Annotated in this window: 23 protein-coding genes, 2 tRNA genes and 1 pseudogene; 4 read left to right on the forward strand and 22 right to left on the reverse strand. The window is 41.1% G+C overall.

Annotated elements, in window-relative coordinates:
• Positions 1 to 80: 80 nt before the first annotated feature.
• From B7700_RS09770 to cshA, 17 genes and pseudogenes are all read right to left on the reverse strand, one after another.
• Positions 81 to 941 (reverse strand): annotated as a pseudogene (locus B7700_RS09770) (cutinase family protein); the annotation flags it as partial.
• Entirely contained in the window at positions 931 to 1347 is a 417-nt protein-coding gene (locus tag B7700_RS09775; RefSeq protein ID WP_084888630.1) for a hypothetical protein, read from the reverse strand. The pseudogene B7700_RS09770 and the gene B7700_RS09775, both read right to left, overlap by 11 nt.
• A 69-nt stretch (positions 1348 to 1416) precedes the next feature.
• On the reverse strand, positions 1417 to 1839 hold the full coding sequence (locus B7700_RS09780; protein ID WP_084888632.1) for a hypothetical protein: 423 nt from the start codon (positions 1837 to 1839) through the stop codon (positions 1417 to 1419).
• 389 nt (positions 1840 to 2228) lie between these two features.
• Positions 2229 to 2301 (reverse strand) — tRNA-Thr (locus B7700_RS09785).
• 100 nt (positions 2302 to 2401) lie between these two features.
• The gene (locus B7700_RS09790) at positions 2402 to 3187 is read right to left on the reverse strand and encodes an ABC transporter permease (protein ID WP_084888634.1); all 786 of its coding nucleotides are present in this window, start codon (positions 3185 to 3187) and stop codon (positions 2402 to 2404) included.
• Position 3188: 1 nt separating this feature from the next.
• Complete coding sequence (locus B7700_RS09795) at positions 3189 to 4007, reverse strand: ABC transporter permease (RefSeq protein WP_084888636.1); 819 nt, start codon at positions 4005 to 4007, stop codon at positions 3189 to 3191.
• A 1-nt stretch (position 4008) separates the two neighbouring features.
• Entirely contained in the window at positions 4009 to 5001 is a 993-nt protein-coding gene (locus B7700_RS09800; protein WP_084888638.1) for an ABC transporter ATP-binding protein, read from the reverse strand.
• 281 nt (positions 5002 to 5282) lie between these two features.
• Positions 5283 to 6164, reverse strand: a complete 882-nt coding sequence (locus B7700_RS09805) for a class II fructose-bisphosphate aldolase (protein WP_001018997.1) — start codon at positions 6162 to 6164, stop codon at positions 5283 to 5285.
• Positions 6165 to 6304: 140 nt separating this feature from the next.
• On the reverse strand, positions 6305 to 7633 hold the full coding sequence (gene vncS, locus B7700_RS09810) for a sensor histidine kinase VncS (protein ID WP_084888640.1): 1329 nt from the start codon (positions 7631 to 7633) through the stop codon (positions 6305 to 6307).
• Positions 7630 to 8286 carry a response regulator transcription factor VncR gene (vncR, locus tag B7700_RS09815; protein ID WP_084888642.1) on the reverse strand — a complete coding sequence of 219 codons (657 nt, stop codon included), beginning with the start codon at positions 8284 to 8286 and terminating at the stop codon, positions 7630 to 7632. The genes vncS and vncR overlap by 4 nt, the downstream gene beginning before the upstream one ends.
• A 141-nt stretch (positions 8287 to 8427) precedes the next feature.
• Positions 8428 to 9807: an ABC transporter permease subunit Vex3 gene (gene vex3, locus B7700_RS09820; RefSeq protein WP_084888644.1), complete on the reverse strand. Its 1380-nt coding sequence runs from the start codon at positions 9805 to 9807 to the stop codon at positions 8428 to 8430.
• A gap of 55 nt (positions 9808 to 9862) precedes the next feature.
• Positions 9863 to 10510, reverse strand: coding sequence for an ABC transporter ATP-binding subunit Vex2 (gene vex2, locus B7700_RS09825; RefSeq protein ID WP_084888646.1), 648 nt, complete (start codon positions 10508 to 10510; stop codon positions 9863 to 9865).
• Positions 10511 to 10522: 12 nt separating this feature from the next.
• Entirely contained in the window at positions 10523 to 11800 is a 1278-nt protein-coding gene (locus B7700_RS09830) for an ABC transporter permease (protein ID WP_084888648.1), read from the reverse strand.
• A gap of 139 nt (positions 11801 to 11939) precedes the next feature.
• Positions 11940 to 12025, reverse strand: a tRNA-Leu gene (locus B7700_RS09835).
• Between the two features lie 80 nt (positions 12026 to 12105).
• Positions 12106 to 12681, reverse strand: coding sequence for a cysteine hydrolase family protein (locus tag B7700_RS09840; protein WP_049524703.1), 576 nt, complete (start codon positions 12679 to 12681; stop codon positions 12106 to 12108).
• The gene (gene codY, locus B7700_RS09845) at positions 12681 to 13469 is read right to left on the reverse strand and encodes a GTP-sensing pleiotropic transcriptional regulator CodY (protein ID WP_000940721.1); all 789 of its coding nucleotides are present in this window, start codon (positions 13467 to 13469) and stop codon (positions 12681 to 12683) included. The genes B7700_RS09840 and codY overlap by 1 nt, the downstream gene beginning before the upstream one ends.
• 255 nt (positions 13470 to 13724) lie before the next feature.
• Positions 13725 to 15299 carry a degradosome RNA helicase CshA gene (gene cshA / locus B7700_RS09855; RefSeq protein WP_084888652.1) on the reverse strand — a complete coding sequence of 525 codons (1575 nt, stop codon included), beginning with the start codon at positions 15297 to 15299 and terminating at the stop codon, positions 13725 to 13727.
• 329 nt (positions 15300 to 15628) lie between these two features.
• On the opposite strand from cshA, the gene B7700_RS09860 reads away from it, so the two are divergent.
• From B7700_RS09860 to B7700_RS09875, 4 genes are all read left to right on the forward strand, one after another.
• Entirely contained in the window at positions 15629 to 16945 is a 1317-nt protein-coding gene (locus B7700_RS09860) for an FAD-containing oxidoreductase (RefSeq protein WP_004255717.1), read from the forward strand.
• A 98-nt stretch (positions 16946 to 17043) separates the two neighbouring features.
• The gene (murT, locus tag B7700_RS09865) at positions 17044 to 18387 is read left to right on the forward strand and encodes a lipid II isoglutaminyl synthase subunit MurT (RefSeq protein WP_084888654.1); all 1344 of its coding nucleotides are present in this window, start codon (positions 17044 to 17046) and stop codon (positions 18385 to 18387) included.
• Positions 18387 to 19169 carry a lipid II isoglutaminyl synthase subunit GatD gene (gene gatD / locus B7700_RS09870; protein ID WP_084888656.1) on the forward strand — a complete coding sequence of 261 codons (783 nt, stop codon included), beginning with the start codon at positions 18387 to 18389 and terminating at the stop codon, positions 19167 to 19169. The genes murT and gatD overlap by 1 nt, the downstream gene beginning before the upstream one ends.
• Positions 19170 to 19296: 127 nt before the next feature.
• Positions 19297 to 20379: a M24 family metallopeptidase gene (locus B7700_RS09875; protein ID WP_084888658.1), complete on the forward strand. Its 1083-nt coding sequence runs from the start codon at positions 19297 to 19299 to the stop codon at positions 20377 to 20379.
• Positions 20380 to 20480: 101 nt separating this feature from the next.
• On the opposite strand, the gene B7700_RS09880 is transcribed toward B7700_RS09875, so the two are convergent.
• The 5 genes from B7700_RS09880 to B7700_RS09905 all read right to left on the reverse strand — a co-directional run bounded on the left by B7700_RS09880 (position 20481) and on the right by B7700_RS09905 (position 24644).
• A complete protein-coding gene (locus B7700_RS09880; RefSeq protein WP_084888661.1) occupies positions 20481 to 20942 on the reverse strand; it encodes an ECF transporter S component in 462 nt (153 codons plus the stop codon).
• Positions 20920 to 21693 (reverse strand): bifunctional hydroxymethylpyrimidine kinase/phosphomethylpyrimidine kinase, encoded by a 774-nt coding sequence (locus B7700_RS09885; protein ID WP_084888663.1) that lies wholly within the window; start codon positions 21691 to 21693, stop codon positions 20920 to 20922. The genes B7700_RS09880 and B7700_RS09885 overlap by 23 nt, the downstream gene beginning before the upstream one ends.
• Positions 21683 to 22432, reverse strand: coding sequence for a tRNA pseudouridine(38-40) synthase TruA (truA, locus tag B7700_RS09890; RefSeq protein ID WP_084888664.1), 750 nt, complete (start codon positions 22430 to 22432; stop codon positions 21683 to 21685). Before truA ends, B7700_RS09885 begins: the two co-directional genes overlap by 11 nt.
• A gap of 99 nt (positions 22433 to 22531) precedes the next feature.
• Positions 22532 to 23683 (reverse strand): MFS transporter, encoded by a 1152-nt coding sequence (locus tag B7700_RS09895; protein WP_084888667.1) that lies wholly within the window; start codon positions 23681 to 23683, stop codon positions 22532 to 22534.
• A 331-nt stretch (positions 23684 to 24014) separates the two neighbouring features.
• Positions 24015 to 24644 carry a Pr6Pr family membrane protein gene (locus tag B7700_RS09905; protein WP_000033942.1) on the reverse strand — a complete coding sequence of 210 codons (630 nt, stop codon included), beginning with the start codon at positions 24642 to 24644 and terminating at the stop codon, positions 24015 to 24017.
• Between the last annotated feature and the right edge of the window lie 2 nt (positions 24645 to 24646).

Below are 24646 nucleotides of genomic sequence, written 5' to 3' on the forward strand. Positions count from 1 at the left end.
TATAGCGGAATCTAAGTATATTATATCATGAATGTAAAAAAAAAATACTTATATTAAGTATAGTTGTTCATTATAGATTACCCAGGTAATTTTGTAATGGTGTGTTCTCGATTAAGCATACCCACGATATCAAAAGGATTGACATAGTACTCGATCTTTTCGCTAATCTTTTTGATTTTCTCATCGCTGAGGCCCATTTCCTTTAAGCTCTTTGTCGTGTCTGGACCGTCAAAGAGAACCACTTTGCCGATTTTCTCCAGTTCCTCATCGGTCAGGCCAGCTACTCCTTGCGCAGAGACAATGGTCCCTATGGAGTGACCTGTGATATCCATCGTGGCATTTGGAGCCTTTTCGCGCATCTCTGCGATTTTAGCTTTCATTCCTGCCGTCGCTAACTTGGCTTGCGGGATATGGATGTGGTTGAGGGCAAACTTCACATCGTTGTCGACCCAGTCGTTCAAATTTTCATAACTGACGGCATCACTTCCGCGGATAGCCATGTAGGTTTTCTTGGTATCATTAGTCAAGGTTGGTGTATCCGTTAAGTAGTAGGAACTGAAACCAGCTTTCTCATCCGTTAAAAGCCCTTTTTGATAGAGCTTGATAGGAGGCTCTTCTTGGTGAACCCCTCCGCCAGGATCACCAACTTGGAGTTTTATCGTATCTTCCACAGTATGTAAATCAGGATCCGGCTGTAAGTAGACTTTACCGTCATGAGGAAGTTTTTTACCGCCGGGAGTGATTTCCCATTCTTTTTTATCTTTATTGTAAAATTTATTATCTTGCGAGAAATCAAAATAGAGTGATTGACCTGAGTTTAACAATTCCTTATCAGAATCACGTTGAGAATCAAAAGGAAAATTTGATGGTCTACCTGTATAGGCTGACTGAGCTAAATTAGCATGAAAATTACTAAAATCCTTTAAATTACTATTCGTCAAAACCTCTTCCTCCTACACGCAATGGAGCCCCACTTCCGATTCCTTCAATAAAATCTTCTTCATTGGCCTTTCCATCTTTTATATAAACTAAAACACTCCAACTTGAATCTTTAATTTGGTTAAAGCCACCGAAAACTCGAATAACTTTACCTCCACCCTGTGGTGTACCATTTCCTATCTCTTCCCAGCGTGTTTCTTCCCAAGCAATCTGAACCGATTCGACTTTAGGATTTAAAGATTTTACAAACTCCTTAATCTCCTCTTCATGCTCCTTCAAATAAGCCAATTGCTTGGCTCGCGGACTAAGAAATACTCCTCCGAATAGATTTGTTTCTTGTGCCATCCATGCTCCTCCTCCAAAAATTACAAGTGCTAAAACTAACCAAAGTAAAGTACGTTTTTTCATGAATGTTCTCCTAAATAAGCTGACTGTGCTAAATTCGCATAAAAATTATCAAAGGTTTTTAAATTACTGTTACTCATAAAGATCCCATAAATTTCCTTTCAAAATTCTTATTGGTTGCATTTGAATAATAACAAGTTTCTCAGGGATTTCATTTAAATTACGTTTTAGTGGAAAACCTAATGTAAATTTAGTATCCTTATTATTATTGATTCTACCGTTCACTGTCATCATATAACCTCCGCCTTGAGGAGTTCCATTTCCTACCTGACCAACTTCCATACTATCCCAATCAAACTGAACACTTTCAACTTTAGAATTCCAAGATTTAACAAAATTCGCCATATCTTCTTCATGCTCCTTCAAATAAGCCAACTGCTTGGCTCGCGGACTAAGAAAGACTCCTCCAAATAAATTTGTTTTCTGTGCCATCCATGCGCCTCCTCCAAAAATTACAAGGGCTAAAACTAACCAAAGCAAAGTACGTTTTTTCATGAATATTCTCCTATAACATGTGAATATAGCCATATTATATCATGAATGTAAAAAATTTTTTATCATGAACCGCCCCTCAAAGCTTAACCAAAAATCTAACGCTCTCAATATCTGTACTTTATCAGTATTTTATTTGAAAAAAATTTTCTATAAAATTCCTTTTACACTATCTTTCCAATAATTCCTATAATAGGAATCAAAGAAAAACCTACAAGATCTGATTCTAAGGTGCTATCCCATCTTTTTCATTCATTTAGACTAACTGCAATTGAATTACATCTTATTGCTTCTTTTTTCATCTAGTTTAACACTCTAGAATTAGCTTCAAGGCATGTTCCTAACATATAAAAAAGCCCTGTCCCAAGACAAGGCTTTGAGCTTCTTCACTTTGCCGATTGCAGGGATTGAACCTATGACCTAGGCTTTACGAGTGCCTTGCTCTACCAACTGAGCTAAATCGGCGATTACACTTACAGTATAGCACTCTGAGAATAGATGTCAAGGAATTTTCATCTCTATTAGAAAAAGCCTGTCCTGAGACAAGGCTTTGAGTTTCTTCATCTTAGGACCCAGCACTTTCATAAGAATCCAAGCCCCTATCCCAGAGTTTAAGGGAAATGATAAAGAAAACAAGAGAAATCAATATCAAACCTCCGATGTTAAAGAATCCATCCTTGTCCTGCAAGAAATAGCTGGCAGGATAGTAGGCCGTAAAGGCAAAAGGTATAATAAAACTGATTAACCAACGAAGAAGCGAATTGTAAATGGAAATCGGGTACTTGGCAAAATCATTGAACATATAGAAAATGTAAATCATTGCTCCTGACTGCTTGGTCCAAAAAGCGATACTAGCTGTCGCGATTTTCAAGGAAGTATAAATCAAGGTTGCAAAAGGTATGCAGACTAGGAAAATCAGGAATTTGGGAAGAGTCCAGGCAATGCTAGTCACAGTTGTTGCTAGTAGAATGCCTCCGACCAAAAGTTCGCCCAAGGCATCAATCTGAAAGGTCTCAACTAGGATGTGAAAGAGAGGATTGATAGGACGAGTCAGGTATTTATCAAACTCTCCTTTTCTCACTAAGCGCTGTCCCAGAGCCCAAAGATTGTCAAAAAAGAGATGGTCCAATCCCTTGGGAATCAAGGAAAAGCCATAGATAAAAGCAATTTCTTGAAAGGTCCAACCTTCTAAGGAAGGGATGTGTTGAAAGATGACATTAAGAAACAAGAGATTCAGACCTTGAGTTAAAAAAACTCCTAAAACACCCACCACAAAATCAACCTTGTACTCCATGATTTGCTTGATATATTGTCTGATAAAAATCAGATGCATACGTTGATACTTTTTCATCCTAACCTCCTTGAATGGTGATGAATGACTGGACTCGTTTCCAAATCAACTGAGACAAGCCCACCATCACTAAGAGCCAGAAAAACTGGAGCAAAAGCGCCTGAAGAATCTGACTGGAATCATATTTCCCAACAATGATCATGACTGGGGTATAAATCAAGGATGAAAAAGGCAAGAAGGACAGAATATCTGAAACCACCTTTGGAAAGAAAGCCAAAGGAATCAAACTTCCCGACATAAAGGCCACCAAGGAAGTCTTAAGGAGATTGGAACCCCATAGATTTTTAAACACAAAGGCTGAAAATCCAAAGCAGATATTAAAGAAAAAGTTAATCAGGTAGGCTAGGGTTAAGCTAAAAAGATATAGGACAGTTAATCCCAGCACTTCTACAATCCCTTGACCCGATAAGATTTTCATCAGGACAATGACACTTAAAAATGGCAGACCAACAGATATAAAAATCAACCATTTGGAACCAAGCTCAGTAAAGAGATAAGATGCCGCAAAATGCACTGGTCGCAACAAGCGCATGATGATGGAACCATCCTTGACCTCCTCCCCAATCATAAAGGACGAATCTGACCTAGTCAGAAGATTGGTCACAAAACTCATGATGATATAAAGGGTGATATCTGCCATACTAAAGCCCTGAATCAAAGACTCCTGTGAGGAATCAAAGACAGCCTTCCAGAGATAAAAGGCCACAAAAGCCCCCATGACATCCCCAATCCGATAGAGAATAAAGTTGACTCGATAGGTGATCAATTCCTGAACACCTGCATTTATAAAGGGATTATAACGTCTCCACAATTTGACCATCTTAGAGCTCCTTTCGATAGAAGCGACGGATAATATCCTCGATATCCGTATCCACCATCTTCAAATCGCGGATTTCAAAATCAGACAGGGTTTGCTTGATAATGTCAGCTGACTGGTAGCGAGAACTATCGAATTCAATGTTGAGACTATTCCCTTGTCTATCAATGCTCATATCCGAAAAGCCTTCATAGTGAGAAAGGAGATGACTTTGATCTGGTAGCAGTTCAAAAGAAAGAGTCTTCATCTTGCCAAAGGTCTCCTTGAGCTGGCTAACCGTTCCATCAAAAATCTCCTGCCCCTTGTCAATCATGAAAATCCGATCACAGAGTTGCTCAATATCACTCAGATCATGAGTGGTCAAGAGAATAGTAGTTTCTTCCTCTTGATTGATCTGAGTAATTGCCCGACGAATATTATCCTTGACCGAAACGTCCAAACCAATGGTCGGCTCATCTAAAAAGAGAACCTTGGGATTATGAAGCAAGGAAGCTGCAATATCCGCTCGCATCCTTTGACCCAGTGAAAGAGTCCGCACGGGATCCTTGATAAAGTCCTTCAAATCCAAGACTTCATTCAAAAAGTCCATGCGCTTATGAAAGAGCGAGTCTGGCACATCATAAATCTCCTTCAAGACCGTGTAGGTCTCTTGTAGAGCCAAATCCCACCACAACTGGGTTCTTTGCCCAAAAACAACCCCAATATCCTTGACATAATCTTGGCGATTGTTCTGTGGAATCTTGCCATTAATCCGACAAAAACCAGATGTCGGTTTCAAAATCCCAGTCAGCATTTTAATGGTTGTCGACTTCCCTGCACCATTGGCTCCTATAAATCCTAAAATTTGTCCTTTTGGAACCTCAAAGGTCAAATCCTTGACCGCTTCAAAGGTCTGCTTTTCAGGATGAATAAAGGAGCGCAAAGCCCCCTTCAAGCCCGGTTCCTTAACAGTCTTCACAAAATTTTTCTGAAGATGTTCCACTTCTATCATTGCCATATCTATCTCCCTATGCAAGGAATAGCAACATTGTATTTTTGACTACAAGTCTTCTAAATCCTTACTTTCTATACCTTCTACATTTTATTACTACAAAAGGCTTTATACCAACCTATTATAGTCCAATAAAAAACAGAATGCAAGCGTTTGCCTAAAGTTTATAAAATTAGAGATTCCTCTCTTAAAATAATACTTTTATTCAAAAATTCTGGCTTGATAGTTTCCTTAAAACACAAAAAACCCACCCAATGGGCAGGTTTCATCTGTATTATTCAGCTAGATTAAGCTTTACCTTCTGAACCGAATACGTCGATACGTTCTTCAACTGATGCTTGGATAGCTTTTACACCATCAGCCAAGAATTTACGTGGGTCGAAGAGTTTTTTCTTATCGTATTCTGCTTCGTTTGCTTCGTAGTCACGAGCAAATTTACGAGTTGCGTTAGCGAATGCGATTTGGCATTCAGTGTTAACGTTAACTTTCGCAACACCAAGTTTGATAGCTGCTTGGATTTGCTCATCAGGAATACCTGAACCACCGTGCAATACGATTGGGAATCCTGGAAGAGCTTCAGTCAATTTTTGCAAGTGGTCAAGGTCAAGACCTTCCCAGTTTGCTGGGTAAGGACCGTGGATGTTACCGATACCAGCTGCCAAGAAGTCGATACCAGTTTCAACCATTGCTTTAGCGTCTTCGATTGGAGCCAATTCACCTTTACCGATGATTCCGTCTTCTTCACCACCGATAGTACCAACTTCAGCTTCTACTGAGATACCTTTAGCGTGTGCTTTTTCAACAACGTCTTTAGCCAATTTAAGGTTTTCTTCAACTGGAAGGTGTGAACCATCAAACATGATTGAAGTGTAACCAACTTCGATACACTCAAGTGCATCTTCGTAGTGACCGTGGTCAAGGTGGATAGCTACTGGTACAGTGATACCCATTGATTCAACAAGGTTAGCGATCAAGTTGCGAGCAACTTTGTAACCACCCATGTATTTAGCAGCACCCATTGAAGTTTGGATCAAAACTGGAGCTTTTTTAGCTTCTGCTGCGCGCAAGATAGCTTGAGTCCACTCAAGGTTGTTTGTGTTAAATCCACCAACTGCATAACCGTTGTCACGAGCTGCTTGGACAAATTTTTCTGCTGAAACGATTGCCATTTTATCAGGCCTCCTGTATATTTTTATGGGTCATCCCATTTACATTGTTCATTTTATCACTTTTTGACAAAAAAATCTAGTTTTTCCCGCAGTTTCGATTGAATTTCTTCTAGCTTCATCTATGTAAACCCTTTCTCTCCCTAGTCTTGGACAACTTTTGGAAAAGCTATAAAGAAGGTCAAACGATTCTCCTTCATCTCAAAATGATAAGGTAATTTTTCATGTTCTAATAGACTCTTAACCACAAAGAGCCCCATCCCAGACCCTTTGGCCTTGCGACTAGCATTATCAGAAAAAGATTGGGCCAGTTTTTCTTGTTCTTCTGGACTACAGCTATTTTCTATAAAAAGTTCCCCTTCTCTTTCTCCAATGCGAACTAAGCCACCTGGAACAGAGTGCTTGATAGCATTACTGATGAGGTTAGAAAGAATCAACTTCATAACTGATGGGTTTAGATAAGCCTGCTGATGGGTTAAACTATTGTCTATCTGGAGTTCTCTTTCTTTGGCTAGTAAGGCATAATCCTTGACCAGACTTTGCGTCATCTGGTGTAAGTCAATTTGTTCCCTATCATCTCGCAATTCCTGCACAGAAGAGAGGGAAAGTATCTGCAGAACGTGGTGATTGAGCTCATCCACAATTCCTAAGGCAACTCCCAGATAGCGGTCTCTATCCTTATAACGACCGACATTTTCTTTCATGTTTTCGATCAGGATTTTCAAACTAGCCAGCGGTGTTTTCAATTCATGAGAAGCCCCTCGCAAAAATTCGACCTTCATCTTTTCCAGCTGGAGAATGGCTTCATTCTTGTCATGCAAGTCCGCAATGACAGTCAAAAGATGCTGGTAAAGGCTATTGATTTGTTCCTTGAGATTACCAATCTCATCCTTCGAATCCACACGCAATCGCACTTGGGTATCTAGTTCCATCATCCGTCGGGTCACCCGCTTGATTTCCAAAATCGGGGCAACGATAGTCCGAGCATAGATATAGGCCACCAAGAGGGAAATCAGAAAGGATGCCAGCAAGGTATAGGGAAGAAATTGGAGACTGATCTGCTCTGCTTCCTTTTGCAAGTCCATGGAAGCTAGGAATTGCAGGGTCATAGTACCACCGTCCTGCGTTGTCACCTCCCGCTCCTCAATAAAGAGAGAGGTGGTCTGGCGGTCTGTATCCAGAGGAAGGCTGTCCTTGACTTCTAACTTGTCCTCGGTCATCTCGCCCTTAACGGCCCCCTTGATATCACTAGTCTGGGAATACAAGTCTAACACTTGCTCGATGCTCTGCCTATCCTTTCCTTCTAGTGACTGGGCAATGGCTGTCGCTTTCTGACCAATGGTTTCCTGACGATGACTCAGATAAGTCGAAGGAAAAAGAAAATAAATAGCTAAATGAAGACAAATGACTAGAACACTAAAAATCGAGAAGGTATAGATAAATATCTTTGTAAATAAACCTGTTCGTTTCATTTTCGCTCCAATTTATAACCAACATTGCGCACAGTGAGGATGCAATCCAAGTCTAGCTTTTTCCGCAGTTCCTTGATATAAACATCAATGACACGGTCAAAGGGAACCTCATCTGTCGCTTTCCATACGGCATCGATTATCTGAGATCGAGTCAATGCCCTTCCTTCATTTTTCACCAGATAGTCCAAAATTTCCAACTCTTTAGCATTAACAGCCACTTCTTGACCTGCTAGGCTGGCACTGTAGCTCTCAAAGTCCACCTTGGTATCCTTATAGGAGAAGATTCGTCCCGTATCGTAGTAACGCTTGAAAATCGCGTCCACCCTCACTTTTAAGAGGGAAAGGGAGAAAGGTTTTTCCAGATAGCCATCTGCTAGCGAAGCAAAAGCACTCATCTTGTATTCCTCATCCTGAAAGGCTGTCAACATCAAGACAGGGACCTGGCTGGTTTTACGAATCTCAGCTAGAACTTCCAGGCCATTGAGCTTGGGCATCTGGATATCCAGTAAAACTAAGGCTACTTCATAGCTAGAAAATTTTTCTAAGGCTTCTTGCCCATCTACAGCCTCAATGGTTTCATAACCACAATCCGTCAAATAGTCACTGACCCCCTCACGGATCATCTCTTCATCTTCTACAATTAAAATTTTCATAGAAAAACGTTTCACATTCCTTTAAATTTCTTGTAAATCATCTCAATTTCATCTTGAAAGAAAGAGGCCTTATCAAGATAAAATAGATAAAAATGCTACCTATATTATACCCCATTTAGGAGAGAATAGGTAGCAAGTTTGTTATTCACTATCCAGCAGAAGTTCTTTTGGTTGTTTTCTAAGGAGATTGCTTGAAGCAAGCGCCATAACGATAACCACTAGAACCAAGGCAAGGACAAAGACAATGATAAAGTCCGATGTCTGAATAGAAATGTCTAGGCTCGACAAGGTCTTACTAAAGCCATCTACTTCTGCACCACCACCAAGGTTAGAAGCTTGAGCAGCCTTGCTAGCTTGCTTGGCAACACCTGAAGTGACATTGGCAAGAACAGTGTTTCCGATTGCACGAGCTGTGTAGTTGGCTAGGAAGTAAGCAGAAATAAGAGCAGGGATGGCAATAAAGATGGATTCAGTGATAAATTGCCCCAAGATACTTGCCTGCTTGAGACCGATAGAGAGGAGAATTCCCACTTCCTTGCGACGGGCATTGATCCAAAGGCTGAGCAAGAGGGCAAGGAGAAGGACTGAGAAGCTTAAGCTACCCCAGAAGAGGAGGTTGGCCATCTTGTACATACCAGAGATGGATTGCTCAAGAGCTGGGTAGTTAGATGAGCTCTTCACCAGTGTATAGCTCTTCCAGTTGATACCACTGATGCCATTCAACTCTTTCATAACATCATCCAAGTTCTTGTCCGCTGTTACAAAGAAGGTTGCGTCCCCATAAATAGCTGTGTCTTCTGTATAACCATATAGTTTAGCAGCTGTATGGATGTCTGTGATAGCTGTGTTCTCGTATAGTTCTTGTGAGTAGGTTACTGCTGACTTATTATGACCATCAAAGAGTCCCTTGATTGTCACTTCAACTGTTTCCTTGGCTCCTTTTTCATTGTCTGCATCGTAGATATTAGAGTCCAGTTTGACCTTGTCCCCTACTTTCCAGCCGTGTTTGGCTGCCAAGTCCTTGTGCAGGAGGATCTTGTCCTTGTCGTCGTTTGTTAGGTGCTCACCTTCGACCAGCTTATAAGAACCAGAGACAAACTTGTCTTCTTTAGAGGAGTCATTGACACCTGTAATCATCAAGCTACTTCCAAAATGTTTAGCTCGGTCAGGTGTCAGATTTTTCTTGGTATCTGGCGTTTCGATAAGGTCATAGCCAGTCAAATCTCCGATAGCATTGATGCGTTTCACATAAGATTCAATGGCCTTGTTTTCGGTGATTTTTTTGATGTCTTCACCCTTAATATTTCCAGCACCACGAGGCGTTCCTTGATTGACGCGACGATTGATTTGCATGGAGAAACTGTTGGTGATATTTTTAAAGGTCTCCTGAGAAGCCTTGGCAGTAGCTCCCTTGATTGACAATCCAACCAAACTCAAGCTCGCCATGAGGAGAATAATCAGGAAGATGACAATCGATTTGAAAAACTTCCTTGTAACATAGGCAAATGCGTTGTGTAACATAGGTTCCCTTTCTAGATTTTGTTCTATTTTATAGTTCTAACAGAAAAAGTTCATATTATTTCGTAGTATTGCGAGTTTCAGTTAGTTTCTTGTTCTTCAACTCAAGTGTAATATCTGACGCTTGTGCTACTTCTTTGCTGTGAGTTACGACGATGACACATTTACCTGTTTTCTCAGCAAGTGATTTGAGCAGTTCGACAATATCTCCAGCAGTTTTAGGGTCCAGATTTCCCGTTGGCTCATCCGCTAGAATAACTGGAGCTTCTGAGACCAAACTACGAGCAATGGCAACACGTTGCTGTTGACCCCCTGATAACTGGAGAACATTCCGCTTGATCTGACTTTCATCCAAACCAAGCTCAAGCAGTGTATCCTTGCTTGCCTTTTTGTTGACCAAGCGGATATTTTCCAGTGGAGAAAGATAATCTATCAAGTTATAATTTTGAAATACCAGGGAAATATGGTGCATGCGATGGTAAGAATAACCCTTCTTACGAATATCCTCTCCTTGGAAAAGGATAGAACCTTCAACCGGACTATCTAGACCAGCAAGTAGGGACAAGAGTGTGGATTTTCCTGCTCCTGACTCCCCAATAATACTGTAAAATTTCCCGGGTTCAAAATGATAATTGATCTGATATAGGACTGCTTCAGCAGTGTTCTTATAACGGTAGGTAACATCTTGTAATTGTAATAAAGTCATGATTTCTCCTTCTTAACTAATAGATGATAAAATTTCTTTCGGTGATTTTCTAAATAAGAATAGGAAACAAAGGGCTACAGACAAGCAACTAAGCAGAACTAGAAAAACATAGGATTCTGCAAAAGATAATAAACTACTTGATAGACCACTTGCTTTGGCTAGCGTGTCTTGTAAGACTGCTTGATCTCCACTTGCTAGTAGAGTTTGGAGTAGGTAGGATGTGATTGTGTTTCCTGCAGCAAATGCTGGAAGCAAAGCACCGAGAGATACCAAAACTACCTCTAAACAGAACTGTAGGAAGATCGAGCTCTTGCCTTTTCCAAGTGCCAGTAAAATTCCCACTTCGTAGACCCTTTCTCTCAACCAGAGAGACAAAACCAGAATTAAGGCCCCTGCTCCTGCTATCAACATCCCATAAAGGAAGATGGTCAGAAAGGTTTGGAAGGTTGCAACTGAATCCTTGATTTGTTCAAAGGCCTTATTTTCCTTCTCAACTTGGTAACCTTGATTTTCTAAGGACAAGTTTTCCACCTGCTCCATGAGTTCGTCCATTTCCTTAGGATTTTCTACATAGAAGCGAGCTGCACTGACTAGAGATTCACCATTTCCCAAAAGACTTTGGCTACTTTCATAGTCTGTAAAGACCTGGTTTTCACTGAAGTCAGAAGACAAGCCTGTGAATTCCTCTTGTTTTTTACCAGAAAAGATGCCAACAATCTCAAACTCTACTGTTTGCCCTTTTCCAGATTCTGACTGTCCAGCATCTAAGACAATCTTGTCATGAAGCGAAAGACTATTCTTCTTAGCCAGCACTTCGTGAATGATGATTTTCTTTGCATCCCCTTTTTGAAGGTGTCGCCCTTCTTTTAGATTGAAAGCCGAGCTGGTAAAGGTCACATCCTTGGATGAATCCTCAAGAGCTGTTAAGCTAACCAAGTTCTTGTCCGCAGCTGACAAATCATCACGCTCCACGCTCTGCTCGCCACTCACTGCTTCCTTGTCTTTTAGTTTTGCGACCGTCTCCAGTTCAGGAGAAACAGTTTCCAGTCCCTTAATCTTGCTGACAGATGCTAGATCTGACAACTTGAAGGTCTGACCATTTTCTATCTTCTTAATAGAAAAAGATGTGTTGAGTGATTTGTAAAGATTGGTTTCAACTGTTTTGTTGGACTTCATCAGCGTCAAACAGGCTGAAATTCCAGCCAATAGGACAAACAAAATCAGAAATAAAATAAAACTTCTCAGTCGTTTTCTGCTGACATAAGCCCAAGCTCTTTGGATTGGATTCATTTGTCACCTCCATATTTGTAAGACTATTATAAAACCCAAATATGAAATGTTTATGAAATACAAAAAAAGAGCAAAATTTTTTTGCTCTACTTGAATTAGATGAAAACAAAAGAGCTAGCCTAAGCTAACTCTTATCCTATGCGGAGAGAGGGACTTGAACCCTCACGACCTAAAGCGGTCACAGGATCCTTAGTCCTGCGCGTCTGCCAATTCCGCCATCCCCGCGTCGATTACTTTACTAGTATATCAACTTTTAGGATGCTTGTCAACACTTTTTTTCAATTTTTTTCATTTCATCAACCAAATTACTCAGAAATTTCATTTAGATTTTCATCTACTAACTTAGCTCCAAGTGTATTTTTGAAATGTCCAAGGGCAAATTGGTGATTTTCAGGCCAGATGGAAGCAACAGCTGGTTTAACAATCTCGATGTCATATCCTAGATTATAAGCATCTATAGCTGTATGCAGGACACAGATATCCGTCAAAACTCCGGTTAAAATAACTGTAGAAATTCGACGCTCTCTCAAACGGATATCCAGGTCAGTCCCTGAAAAAGCTGAGTAATGGCGTTTATCCATCCAAAAGATACGACTGTCTGAACCATGCTCTTGATAAAAGGTCCCCAAATCTCCGTATAAATTCCGTCCACTAGTCCCAATCAAATTGTGAGGAGGAAACAACTTGCTTTCTGGATGGAAACAATCGTTTTCTTCGTGAGCATCGATGGTAAAGAAGATATAATCTCCGCGTTCAAAAGCTAATCGAGTCACCTTGCTAATAGCTTCCGAAATCGCCTGAGCTGGAGCACCTGCTGTCAATTTTCCACTATCTGCAACAAAATCTTCTGTATAATCAATCGAAATCAAAGCCTTAGTCATTAGTAATCTCTTTTCTTCACTTCTTCAAAAATATCTGAAATCAAGACCTTAAGATAGGTTCCCTTCATTCCAAGTGAGCGACTTTCAATAATTCCTGCAGATTCAAGTTTACGAAGGGCATTGACAATCACAGAACGGGTGATTCCGATGCGGTCTGCAATTACAGACGCAGTCAACTGCCCTTCATTTCCATTTAATTCCCCTAAAATTGCTGAAACAGCACGGAGTTCGGAATAAGAAAGGGTATTAACCGCCATGGTAACAGCAGTACGGCGGCGGATATTTTTCTCATCTTCTTCACGTTGGAAATTAAGGAGTTGAATCCCAACAACGGTACTCGCAATCTCAACAAGAATCAAATCCTCGTCTTCGAATTTTTTATCATTGCGCCAAATAATCAAAGAACCAAGGCGAATCCCTGATACATGAATCGGTGCAATAGTCGTCAAACCATCTGGAAAGTCGGCACGACTTTCCACAGGGAAAATACTCAAATCATGATCAACTGTCAGATTGGCTTCTGTATCGTAAATCATGTTCGCACCTTGAATGTAGTCATCCGGGAAAATTTTAGTTTGGAAGAATTGCTCTACACGATCTGTATTAGTTTTGTAACGCATAAAATAGCCAAGGAGACGTCCCTTGCTATTAACGATACAGGCGTTACAGTCAATAATATCTGCCAATTGACGGGTAATCGCATTGTAGGGAAGCTCTTCCTGCAACTGCTCGTCTGAGCGCTTCAGGATAGAAGTAATTTTTCTAGTTTTTTCTAATAAATGTGCCATTTTTCACCTCGAATTTAATCGCTATCATTATAACATAAACAGCTTGAATTTTCAATTATTATCTGAAAATTGCTTATTTAATTGCAATTTGAAAAAACAAGAATATTTTTAATTAAATTGCTTCTTTTCTATTGACAAGCCCCTTATTTTTGTGTATTATAATATTACAAGAAGATAATATATCTATTTTATTTATCTTTCTTTTCCATTCGGTCTCCTTATATAAAAAAGCGATTCATTTTGAACCGCTTTTTCTTATTTATCGCCCTTGTTACGAATAACAAAGCCTGTTTGCTTTTCGCTTGAAGTATTGCGTGGTTTTTTATTATCTTTACGGTAACGTTTTTCCTTATCAAAACGATCGTTGCCACGACTTCCTTTTTTGAAATCATCACGACGACCACCACGACGGTTGTCTCCACGGCGATTATCACGACGGTCATCTCCACGACGACCTCCCTTACCTTTACCACCGAAGCCATTACCTGATGGTTTAAACGGTAGTGGTTTTTCACGTGCAATCTCCACTTCTGGAAGGCTATCTGGATCTTGAACAGTCAGACTCAAGATATACATTGCCAATTCTTCTGGAGTAAATTCGGCAGCTAGCTTACGAGCATCCTTACCAAATTTCTCAAAGTTGGCACGGATAGTCTCATCTGCAAAATCACGCTCGATTTTCTTGAGAGCTACCTGCTTTTTAGCTTGGAAGGCTTCTTCTGCACTTGCAGGTTTGAGACCTTTCATGCGTTTCTTAGTCAAGTTTTCAATGATTTGGAGGTAGCCCATTTCATTTGGTGATACGAAAGTAATAGACTGACCTGACTTACCAGCACGACCTGTACGACCGATACGGTGAACATAGCTTTCAGGATCTTGTGGAATATCGTAGTTATAGACATGGGTCACACCTGAAATATCCAAGCCACGCGCTGCAACGTCTGTTGCAACCAAAACATCAAGATTGCCATTTTTAAAGTCACGAAGGACACGAAGACGTTTGTTTTGGTCTAGGTCGCCATGAATTCCTTCTGCACGGAAGCCACGGATTTTCAAACCACGAGTCAATTCATCTACACGGCGTTTGGTACGACCAAATACGATAGCAAGTTCTGGTTGTTCCACATCCATGAGACGAGTCATGGTATCAAATTTTTCTTGTTCTTTAACTCGGATATAGTATTGGTCAACCAATTCTGTTGTCAATTCCTTAGCAGCAATCTTCACGTGCTCAGGGTCTTTCATAAACTGAACACCGATACGTTTGATGGCATCTGGCATAGTTGCTGAGAAAAGCAAAGTTTGACGGTTTTCAGGGACACGGGAGATAATAGCTTCAATGTCTTCAAGGAAGCCCATGTTGAGCATTTCATCCGCTTCGTCAAGGATAAGAGTTTCAATATCTTGTAATTTCAAGGCCTTGCGTTTAATCAAATCCAAGAGGCGGCCTGGAGTTCCCACCACGATATGGGCACCAGATTTAAGAGCTTTAATTTGTTTTTCAATGCTTGATCCGCCATATACTGAACGGACTTTGACTCCCTTGCTACGGCCAAAGCGGAAGAGTTCTTCTTGACTTTGGACAGCGAGTTCACGAGTTGGAGCGATGACCAAAGCTTGGATGGTCGCTTCTTCTGTACGGATTTTTTCAAGGGTAGGCAAGCCAAAGGCTGCAGTTTTTCCTGTACCAGTCTGAGCTTGACCGATAACGTCCTTGCCTTCAAGGGCCAAGGGAATGGTTTGTTCTTGGATCGGACTGGCTTCTACAAAACCAGCTTTTTCAATCTCTGCTAGCAAATCAGCAGACAAGTTTAATTCATTAAATTTCACGATATTCTTCTTTCTAAAGGTGGTGCGAAGCCACCCTATAGGGCTTAGTTTATACTTTTCTTTTTATGACGTATTTTCATATACTGGATATAAAATCGTGTTGCTTCTTTTCCACAAAAGAAAAGTACTGTTTTCTTTGCAACCTATCTAGTATAACACAAGAGAGAAGCAAAAGATAGCCCAATCTATCGATAAACTCATGTAAACGATTTTTCAGAGAAAATAAGGATGAAATTTCCACTATTTCATAAACTTTTTTAAAGCGTAGCAGAATTGTGCAAAAGTTTTTTTCTTATGCTAGAATGAAATTCGAATAGGAGGAACTCTAAATGTTAACTTATGATTTAATCGTTATCGGATTTGGTAAAGCTGGTAAAACACTAGCAGGTAAATTGGCTTCAGCTGGTAAAAAAGTTGCCCTCGTTGAACGTAGCAAAGCTATGTACGGTGGAACTTGTATCAACATTGGTTGTATCCCAACTAAAACTTTGCTGGTTGCTGCTGAGAAAGACTTGTCTTTTGAAGAAGTGATTGCTACCAAAAACACTATCACTAGTCGCCTCAACGGTAAAAACTATGCGACTGTTGCTGGTACAGGCGTCGATATCTTTGATGCGGAAGCTCACTTCCTTTCAAATAAAGTCATCGAAATCCAAGCTGGTGATGAAAAGAAAGAACTGACTGCTGAAACAATCGTCATCAACACTGGTGCTGTTTCAAACGTCTTGCCAATCCCTGGACTTGCTACAAGCAAAAACGTCTTTGACTCAACAGGTATCCAAAACTTGGACAAATTACCTGAAAACCTTGGAGTCCTTGGTGGTGGAAATATCGGTCTTGAATTTGCCGGCCTATACAACAAACTTGGAAGCAAGGTTACAGTCCTAGATGCCTTGGATACTTTCCTTCCTCGTGCAGAACCTTCCATCGCAGCTCTTGCTAAACAATACATGGAAGAAGACGGTATTGAATTGCTTCAAAATATCCGTACTACTGAAATCAAAAACGACGGTGACCAAGTGCTCGTTGTGACTGAAAACGAAACTTACCGTTTCGATGCCCTTCTCTACGCAACAGGACGTAAACCAAACGTAGAACCACTTCAACTTGAAAATACAGATATTGAACTAACTGAACGTGGTGCTATTAAAGTAGACAAACATTGTCAAACAAACGTTCCTGGTGTCTTTGCAGTTGGAGATGTCAACGGTGGCCTTCAATTTACTTACATTTCACTTGATGACTTCCGTGTTGTTTACAGCTACCTTGCTGGAGATGGCAGCTACACACTTGAAGACCGTCTCAATGTACCAAATACTATGTTCATCACACCTGCACTTTCACAAGTTGGTTTGACTGAAAGCCAAGCAGCTGATTTGAAACTTCCATACGCAGTGAAAGAAATCCCTGTTGCAGCAATGCCTCGTGGTCACGTAAACGGAGACCTTCGCGGAGCTTTCAAAGCTGTTGTTAATACTGAAACAAAAGAAATTCTTGGAGCAAGCATCTTCTCAGAAGGTTCTCAAGAAATCATCAACATCATCACTGTTGCTATGGACAACAAAATTCCTTACACTTACTTCACAAAACAAATCTTCACTCACCCAACCTTGGCTGAGAACTTGAATGACTTGTTTGCGATTTAAGTTGAGATTTAATCGTATCGAACAGCCCTCCTTGGGCTGTTTTTACTTCTGCGGAATCTCAAATCTGTCTTTTCCTTCTTTTATGATATAATAGAAACATGAAATTAAAAACTACTTTGGGCCTTCTTGCTGGGCGTTCTTCCCACTTCATTTTAAGCCGTCTTGGCCGTGGAAGTACGCTTCCAGGAAAACTTGCCCTTCAATTCGATAAAGATATTTTACAAAACCTAGCTAAGAACTACGAGATTGTCGTAGTGACTGGAACCAACGGAAAAACCTTGACAACTGCTCTCACTGTCGGCATTTTAAAAGAGGTTTATGGTCAAGTTCTGACCAACCCAAGCGGTGCCAACATGATTACAGGAATTGCGACAACCTTCTTAACAGCCAAATCTTCTAAAACTGGGAAAAATATTGCCGTCCTAGAAATCGACGAAGCCAGTCTATCTCGTATCTGTGACTACATCAAGCCAAGCTTATTTGTTATTACTAATATTTTCCGTGACCAGATGGACCGCTATGGTGAGATTTACACAACTTACAAGATGATTTTGGATGCCATTCGTAAGGTGCCTACTGCCACTGTTCTTCTTAATGGAGACAGTCCACTTTTCTACAAGCCAGCTATTCCAAATCCTGTAGAGTATTTTGGTTTTGACTTGGAGAAAGGTCCAGCCCAGCTGGCTCACTATAATACCGAAGGAATCCTCTGCCCTGACTGCCAAGGCATCCTCAAATATGAGCACAATACCTATGCCAACTTGGGGGCCTATATCTGTGAAAATTGTGGCTGCAAACGTCCTGATCTCAACTATCGCTTGACAGAACTAGTTGAGTTGACCAACAATCGCTCTCGCTTTGTCATAGACGGCCAAGAATATGGTATCCAAATCGGTGGTCTCTACAATATCTACAACGCCCTAGCTGCAGTTGCTATCGCCCGTTTCCTTGGTGCAAATCCACAACTCATCAAGCAGGGATTTGACAAGAGCCGTGCAGTCTTTGGACGCCAAGAAACCTTCCATATCGGTGACAAGGAATGCACCCTCGTCTTGATTAAAAATCCAGTCGGTGCGACCCAAGCTATCGAAATGATTAAACTAGCACCTTATCCATTTAGTCTATCTGTCCTCCTTAACGCTAACTATGCAGACGGCATTGACACCAGCTGGATCTGGGATGCTGATTTTGAACAAATCACTGACATGGACATTCCCGAAATCAACGCTGGCGGTGTTCGCCATTCTGAAATCGCACGTCGTCTACGAGTAACTGGCTATCCAGCTGATAAAATTACTGAAACAAGTAGTCTGGAGCAAGTTCTTAAGACCATTGAGAACCAAGACTGCAAGCATGCTTATATTCTAGCTACCTATACTGCTATGCTTGAATTCCGCGAACTGCTGGCTAGTCGTCAGATTGTTAGAAAGGAGATGAACTAATGGTTTATACTTCACTTTCCTCAAAAGCTAGCAATTACCCCTATCAGCTCAACATTGCCCACCTCTACGGAAATCTCATGAATACCTATGGGGACAATGGAAACATCCTCATGCTCAAGTATGTGGCTGAAAAACTGGGAGCCCATGTGACGGTTGACATCGTTTCTCTCCATGATAACTTTGATGAAAATCACTACGACATTGCCTTTTTCGGTGGTGGTCAAGACTTTGAACAGAGTATCATTGCAGACGACCTACCTGCTAAAAAAGAGAGCATTGACAACTACATCCAAAACGACGGTGTGGTTCTGGCTATCTGCGGTGGTTTCCAACTATTGGGCCAATATTATGTTGAAGCTTCAGGGAGACGCATCGAAGGACTAGGGGTCATGGGCCACTACACCCTCAATCAGACCAATAACCGTTTTATCGGGGACATCAAGATTCACAATGAAGATTTCGATGAAACCTACTATGGTTTTGAAAATCATCAGGGCCGTACCTTCCTCTCAGATGATCAAAAACCGCTGGGACAGGTTGTCTATGGAAATGGAAATAACGAAGAAAAAGTCGGCGAAGGTGTTCATTATAAGAATGTCTTTGGTTCCTACTTCCATGGGCCTATCCTCTCTCGTAATGCCAATCTAGCTTATCGCCTAGTCACTACTGCCCTCAAGAAGAAATATGGTCAGGACATTCAACTCCCTGCTTATAAGGACATTCTCAGCCAAGAAATCGCTGAAGAATACAGTGATGTCAAAAGCAAGGCTGACTTTTCTTAAACAAAGGAAAATGATATCAAAGAACTCCGTTATCTTGTCGGAGTTCTTTTTGTCTGTTCTTTTACCCTTCTCCCTTGCATTTTCTCTCATTTTTTGCCAAAATAGAGGGGTAGAAAGAAGGTAGCATATGTCTAAATTACAACAAATCGTAACATATCTTGAATCAGAAAAACTAGACGTCGCTGTCGTATCTGACCCCGTCACAATCAATTACCTCACTGGCTTTTACAGTGATCCCCATGAACGCCAAATGTTCCTTTTTGTCCTAGCGGATCAGGAACCCCTCCTTTTTGTCCCAGCCCTTGAAGTGGAGCGTGCGAGCAGCACTGTTTCCTTCCCAGTTGTGGGCTATGTGGACTCTGAAAATCCATGGCAAAAAATGAAACATGCTCTTCCACAACTTGACTTCAAACGTGTCGCTGTTGAGTTTGACAATCTCATCTTGACCAAATATCATGGCTTGAAAACAGTTTTTGAAACTGCTGAGTTTAACAACCTCACTCCTCGTATCCAACGCATGCGCCTCATCAAATCAGCTGACGAAGTGCAAAAAATGATGATTGCAGGTCTCTATGCTGACAAGGCAGTTAAGGTTGGTTTTGACAATATTTCTCTTGATAAGACTGAGACAGATATCATCGCTCAAATTGACTTTGCTATGAAACGTGAAGGCTATGAAATGAGCTTTGACACCATGGTCTTGACAGGTGATAATGCTGCAAATCCACACGGCATTCCAGCAGCAAATAAGGTTGAAAATAATGCTCTTCTCCTCTTTGACCTTGGTGTTCTAGTCAACGGCTATGCGTCAGATATGACTCGTACGGTCGCTGTCGGCAAACCAGACCAATTCAAGAAAGATATTTACAACTTAACTCTTGAAGCCCAACAAGCTGCTCTTGACTTTATCAAGCCAGGTGTGACTGCTCATGAAGTGGACCGCGCGGCCCGTGAGGTCATTGAAAAAGCTGGTTACGGCGAGTACTTCAACCACCGTCTTGGTCACGGTATCGGTATGGATGTCCACGAATTCCCATCTATCATGGAAGGAAACGACATGGTCATCGAAGAAGGCATGTGCTTCTCTGTTGAACCAGGTATCTATATCCCTGGTAAAGTCGGTGTCCGTATTGAAGACTGCGGTGTTGTTACCAAGGATGGCTTCGACCTCTTTACAAGCACCAGCAAAGACTTGCTTTATTTTGATTAATATTTTTCGAAAATCTTCCCACAATAAAACGCATAGTATCAAGCTTTCAACACCTGATACTATGCGTTTTTCTTATTTGAAAGACTTTTGACTCAGCCTCTTTACTTAATCTTCTTGATACTTTGACTAAGAATAAATCCTACAATCATCCCTACCATATTTTGCATGAAATTTGGTAAAATTTCTGGTAGGGCTGCTGCCCAGCCATTCATCAATGTAGAACCCAAGGCGTAGCCCCCTACCATGGCAATAGTTGCCAAAACGAGGCCTAACCACTGAGTTTTCCCTTTAAATCCTGCAAAAAATCCCTGCAAGCCATGGTTGACCAAGCTAAAGAACATCCACTGAGGGTAGCCTGATAAGAGGTCAATCAAGAAACCTGCTAGTCCTCCGACTACAGCTCCTTCACGACTACCAAAGTAAAAGGCCGTAAAGAAGACACCCGCATCTAAGAGAGTTAGAATTCCTGTCGGTGTTGGAATTTTTAAGAAATAACCTAGAACCACAGAAAGGGCGGTTAATAGGGATACAAGGGCGATTTTAGTTGTTTTGGTTTGCTTCATATTGTCTTACTCCATATTGATCTGCTTGTGCAATGGCACGATAAACGAAAGCTTTAGAACTTTCTACTGCTGGTAAAAGTTCATCACCTTTAACCAAGTGACTGGCAATGCTTGAGGCAAAGGTACAACCTGCACCAGCATTTTGGCCTTGGATGACAGGATTTTCTAGGACTGTAAAGGTTTGTCCGTCATAAAAGACATCTACAGCCTTGTCCTGACTAAGGCGATTGCCTCCCTTGATAATGACTGCTGGCGCTCCTAATTCATGCAATTTCTGCGCTGCAACTTTCATGTCTTCCAAGGTTTTGATTTCCTGACCAGCCAATAATTCTGCTTCAGGAAGATTAGGCGTAATCACACTGACATGAGGGAAAAAGCGAATCAACTCTTGGCAGAGTTCACTAACTGCTACGTCGTGCGTTTCCTTGCAGACCAAGACAGGGTCCAATACCACAGGAACTCCTTGGCGTTGCTTGATAAAGTCCAATGCCTTCTCAGCCACACTGACAGTAGGGAGAAGACCAATCTTAATCCCTGCAAACTCCACATCACGCAAGCTATCTAATTCATGTTGAAAAATGGTATCGTCAGTTGGAAAGACTTCAAAGCCCTTTTCCGTCAAGGCTGTCAAACAAGTCACTGCTACAAAACCATGCAAGCCGTTCAAGGTATAGGTAGCCAAATCAGCTGACAGGCCACCACCACTAAAAATATCATTCCCAGAAAGTGCTAAAATACGATTATTCTTCATAACGAATCTCCTTTAAATACAAACCATTTGGTGCTGCAGTGGGACCTGCAAGCTGCCTGTCCTTTTTCTCCAAGATGAGGTCAATCTGCTCCACTGGCATACGATTATTTCCGATTTTGAGCAGTGTCCCCACCATATTTCGAATCTGCTTATACAAGAAACCATTTCCTGAAAAGGTAAAGGTCAAAAACTGACCTGTCTCATCAACTGCTAAACTAGCTTCTGTGATGGTGCGAACCTTATCCTCTACACTAGTCCCAGAGGCTGTAAAACCAGTGAAATCATGGGTTCCCTCTAACTTTTTGATTGCAATCTGCATGCGTTCCACATCGAGTGGGTAGGGAAAGTGAGTGGCATAGTGACGGCATATAGGATTCTTGGGACGTCCTCTATCCACAATAAACTCATAGGTCTTGCTATGCTTAGCATAACGGCAATGAAAATCATCCGCCACAAGCTCAATCGAAATCACATCAATATCTTCAGGGGACTGAGTGTCTAGAGCAAAACGGAGCTTCTCCTCATCCATTTGATAAGGCAGGTTAAAATGAATCACCTGTCCCAAAGCATGAACCCCACTATCAGTCCTACCAGCACCGTGAACAGTAATGGCTCCCCCTTTATTTAACCTGGTCAAGGTTTTTTCAATTTCTTCCTGAACGCTACGCGCATGAGGCTGGCGTTGAAAACCAGCAAAGGCGTAACCGTCATAGGAAATAGTTGCTTTGTATCTTGTCATAACTTCTATTTTATCAAGAAAATAATCTGTAAACAAGATTCTAAAACAAATATTGTCTGGGTACAAAATTCACAAAAAGAAAAACTTAGGAAACCAATCCTAAGCTCTCTTTTGAAGTAAGTACATGACAAAGATAGAGGTTACAATCAACCACCCTCCTAAGATACTAAAGACCAACATGCCATTGTGAGTTAGTAAGCCAATTGCACCTAGAACAAATGGGGTCGTAAAGGCTCCGAAACTACAGCCTAATACAGCAAATGAAGTTGCTTGATTGAGGAGTTTAGCTGGAATTCGTTCAGAGACAAGTTGAAAGACCGTCGTCAAGGCTACACTGTAGGCAAAACCAGCAAGAATGCTTCCTGCCACTACCACCCACAAGGATGGAGACAGGGCAATCACGATTTGCCCTAAGCCGAAGGCAATACCAGACCAGAGGAGCAGTTTCTCTTTAAAGATAGAAATCAAGAAAGAAAAACTCACACCAGCCACAATCCCAATCAACTGCATGACACTAAGAACAAAACTAGATAACTGGGCATCTCCAAGTCCTCTTTCCACCATCAAACTTGGAATACGGATGGTAATAGCCGTATTGGTACAAACTACAACTGCTGCTTCAATAGCTAGGATAAAAATCAAGCCTTTCATTTCCCGAGTTAAGCGACTTGCTTCCTTCTCCTTTTTCTTGACTTCTTTCTTTTCCTTTCCATAAGGGACAAAGAGCAGATAAAGGGTTAGCACCAAAAATCCAGCACTATAGGCTAGGAAGGTAGCTGTCCAACCAAAAGCTAACAACTGGCCGACTGCTAAGGTAATGAGAGAAGCTCCAACGACCTCTGCAGAACCACGTAACCCTAGCATCTGAATTCGCGTTTTTCCTTGATAGCGTTCACTGATAATGGAAATGGCCTTGGCATTAATCATCCCAACACCCAAACCAAAAAGAATCCGTGTTCCAAAGACAAAAGGATAAGCTTGGTACCAAAAGGGAGCCGTTCCACTTAGTGATAAAATCAGCAATCCCAAACTGATCTGTAAGCGCTCAGGAAATATTTTTTCTAAGAAACCATTTAGTAATAACATAATCATGATTCCAAAGGAAGGCAAGCTCGCCAAGAGCTCAATTTGTTCCTTAGGATAACCTTGATAATAGTCAAACATGGCTGGCAGGGCACTCGAGATGGAAAAGGATGTAATCAAAACGAGGGAGAGAGCCAAAATACTGGCCCGTTCTAAAAATTGTTTCATGAAATCTCTTTCTATATTTTCTCTTAATCTTCTGTCTCTTTTGATAGTTATCAAACAAGCAAGAAAAGAAGAAGCCTCTTTAGTGTACAGACTCCTTCTTAAACTCGAAAATGAATCCCTTGTGTCTTATACTCAATGAAAATCAAAGAGCAAACTAGGAAGCTAGGAAGCTAGCCGCAGGTTGCTCAAAGCACTGCTTTGAGGTTGTAGATAGAACTGACGAAGTCAGCTCAAAACATGGTTTTGAGGTTGTAGATGAAACTGACGAAGTCAGTAACTATATATACGGCAAGGCGAAACTGACGTGATTTGAAGAGATTCTCGAAGAGTATTAGGATGACTTTCTCTTGATTTGCTTAATAAAGTAGAAGATAAATCCTGCCACCATATAGGCAACAAAGATAATCAGACACCACTTGAACACGACATCCCAACCCTTGTTCACATTCAAAAAGAAGTAAGGGAAGGGACTGACCTTAGAATTAGGAACATCAAGTTTCAGTACCAAGCCATTAAAAAGAGCAAAAATCATATAAAGCAAGGGTAAAATCGTCCACACAATTGGATCCCAAATCTTGTATTGACCCTGTTTGTCAAAAAAGAGGGTATCTGCTAAAAACCAGAGGGGAACGATATAGTGGCAAAGGAAATTTTCTAGAGTATAGAAATTAGTCGCAATGGGTGCCAAGAGGAAATGGTAAATCACACAGGTAATCATGATACTCATGGTGACCCCACCTTTTAAGCGCAAGAGACTTGGTCTTTGCCAGTTTTCACCTAAACGGCTCATAACCTTTAGGAGATAGAGCGTAAAAATCGCGACTAAAAGGTTGGACAGAACCGTATAATAGAGCAACATCCCAAATCCACCATGCTTGGCGATTTCAAGATAAACTCCCGTAAAAGCCGCTAGAAACAAGAAGATACGGCTATAAAATACAAGTTTATAGTGTTTTGACATGC

Source organism: Streptococcus mitis, from assembly GCF_002096755.1.
Lineage (GTDB): Bacteria > Bacillota > Bacilli > Lactobacillales > Streptococcaceae > Streptococcus > Streptococcus mitis_AC.

Bases quoted from the DNA above. Each gene is read 5' to 3' on its own strand.
- codY (WP_000940721.1), bottom strand. From the start codon at position 13,469: ATGGCACATTTATTAGAAAAAACTAGAAAAATTACTTCTATCCTGAAG.
- vex3 (WP_084888644.1), bottom strand. From the start codon at position 9,807: ATGTTACACAACGCATTTGCCTATGTTACAAGGAAGTTTTTCAAATCG.
- B7700_RS09885 (WP_084888663.1), bottom strand. From the start codon at position 21,693: ATGAAGAATAATCGTATTTTAGCACTTTCTGGGAATGATATTTTTAGT.
- B7700_RS09830 (WP_084888648.1), bottom strand. From the start codon at position 11,800: ATGAATCCAATCCAAAGAGCTTGGGCTTATGTCAGCAGAAAACGACTG.
- B7700_RS09775 (WP_084888630.1), bottom strand. From the start codon at position 1,347: ATGAAAAAACGTACTTTACTTTGGTTAGTTTTAGCACTTGTAATTTTT.
- B7700_RS09860 (WP_004255717.1), top strand. From the start codon at position 15,629: ATGTTAACTTATGATTTAATCGTTATCGGATTTGGTAAAGCTGGTAAA.
- B7700_RS09795 (WP_084888636.1), bottom strand. From the start codon at position 4,007: ATGGTCAAATTGTGGAGACGTTATAATCCCTTTATAAATGCAGGTGTT.
- vncS (WP_084888640.1), bottom strand. From the start codon at position 7,633: ATGAAACGAACAGGTTTATTTACAAAGATATTTATCTATACCTTCTCG.
- B7700_RS09805 (WP_001018997.1), bottom strand. From the start codon at position 6,164: ATGGCAATCGTTTCAGCAGAAAAATTTGTCCAAGCAGCTCGTGACAAC.
- vncR (WP_084888642.1), bottom strand. From the start codon at position 8,286: ATGAAAATTTTAATTGTAGAAGATGAAGAGATGATCCGTGAGGGGGTC.
- B7700_RS09875 (WP_084888658.1), top strand. From the start codon at position 19,297: ATGTCTAAATTACAACAAATCGTAACATATCTTGAATCAGAAAAACTA.
- murT (WP_084888654.1), top strand. From the start codon at position 17,044: ATGAAATTAAAAACTACTTTGGGCCTTCTTGCTGGGCGTTCTTCCCAC.
- B7700_RS09895 (WP_084888667.1), bottom strand. From the start codon at position 23,683: ATGAAACAATTTTTAGAACGGGCCAGTATTTTGGCTCTCTCCCTCGTT.
- B7700_RS09790 (WP_084888634.1), bottom strand. From the start codon at position 3,187: ATGAAAAAGTATCAACGTATGCATCTGATTTTTATCAGACAATATATC.
- vex2 (WP_084888646.1), bottom strand. From the start codon at position 10,510: ATGACTTTATTACAATTACAAGATGTTACCTACCGTTATAAGAACACT.
- B7700_RS09880 (WP_084888661.1), bottom strand. From the start codon at position 20,942: ATGAAGCAAACCAAAACAACTAAAATCGCCCTTGTATCCCTATTAACC.
- B7700_RS09840 (WP_049524703.1), bottom strand. From the start codon at position 12,681: ATGACTAAGGCTTTGATTTCGATTGATTATACAGAAGATTTTGTTGCA.
- B7700_RS09905 (WP_000033942.1), bottom strand. From the start codon at position 24,644: ATGTCAAAACACTATAAACTTGTATTTTATAGCCGTATCTTCTTGTTT.
- B7700_RS09780 (WP_084888632.1), bottom strand. From the start codon at position 1,839: ATGAAAAAACGTACTTTGCTTTGGTTAGTTTTAGCCCTTGTAATTTTT.
- B7700_RS09800 (WP_084888638.1), bottom strand. From the start codon at position 5,001: ATGGCAATGATAGAAGTGGAACATCTTCAGAAAAATTTTGTGAAGACT.
- gatD (WP_084888656.1), top strand. From the start codon at position 18,387: ATGGTTTATACTTCACTTTCCTCAAAAGCTAGCAATTACCCCTATCAG.
- truA (WP_084888664.1), bottom strand. From the start codon at position 22,432: ATGACAAGATACAAAGCAACTATTTCCTATGACGGTTACGCCTTTGCT.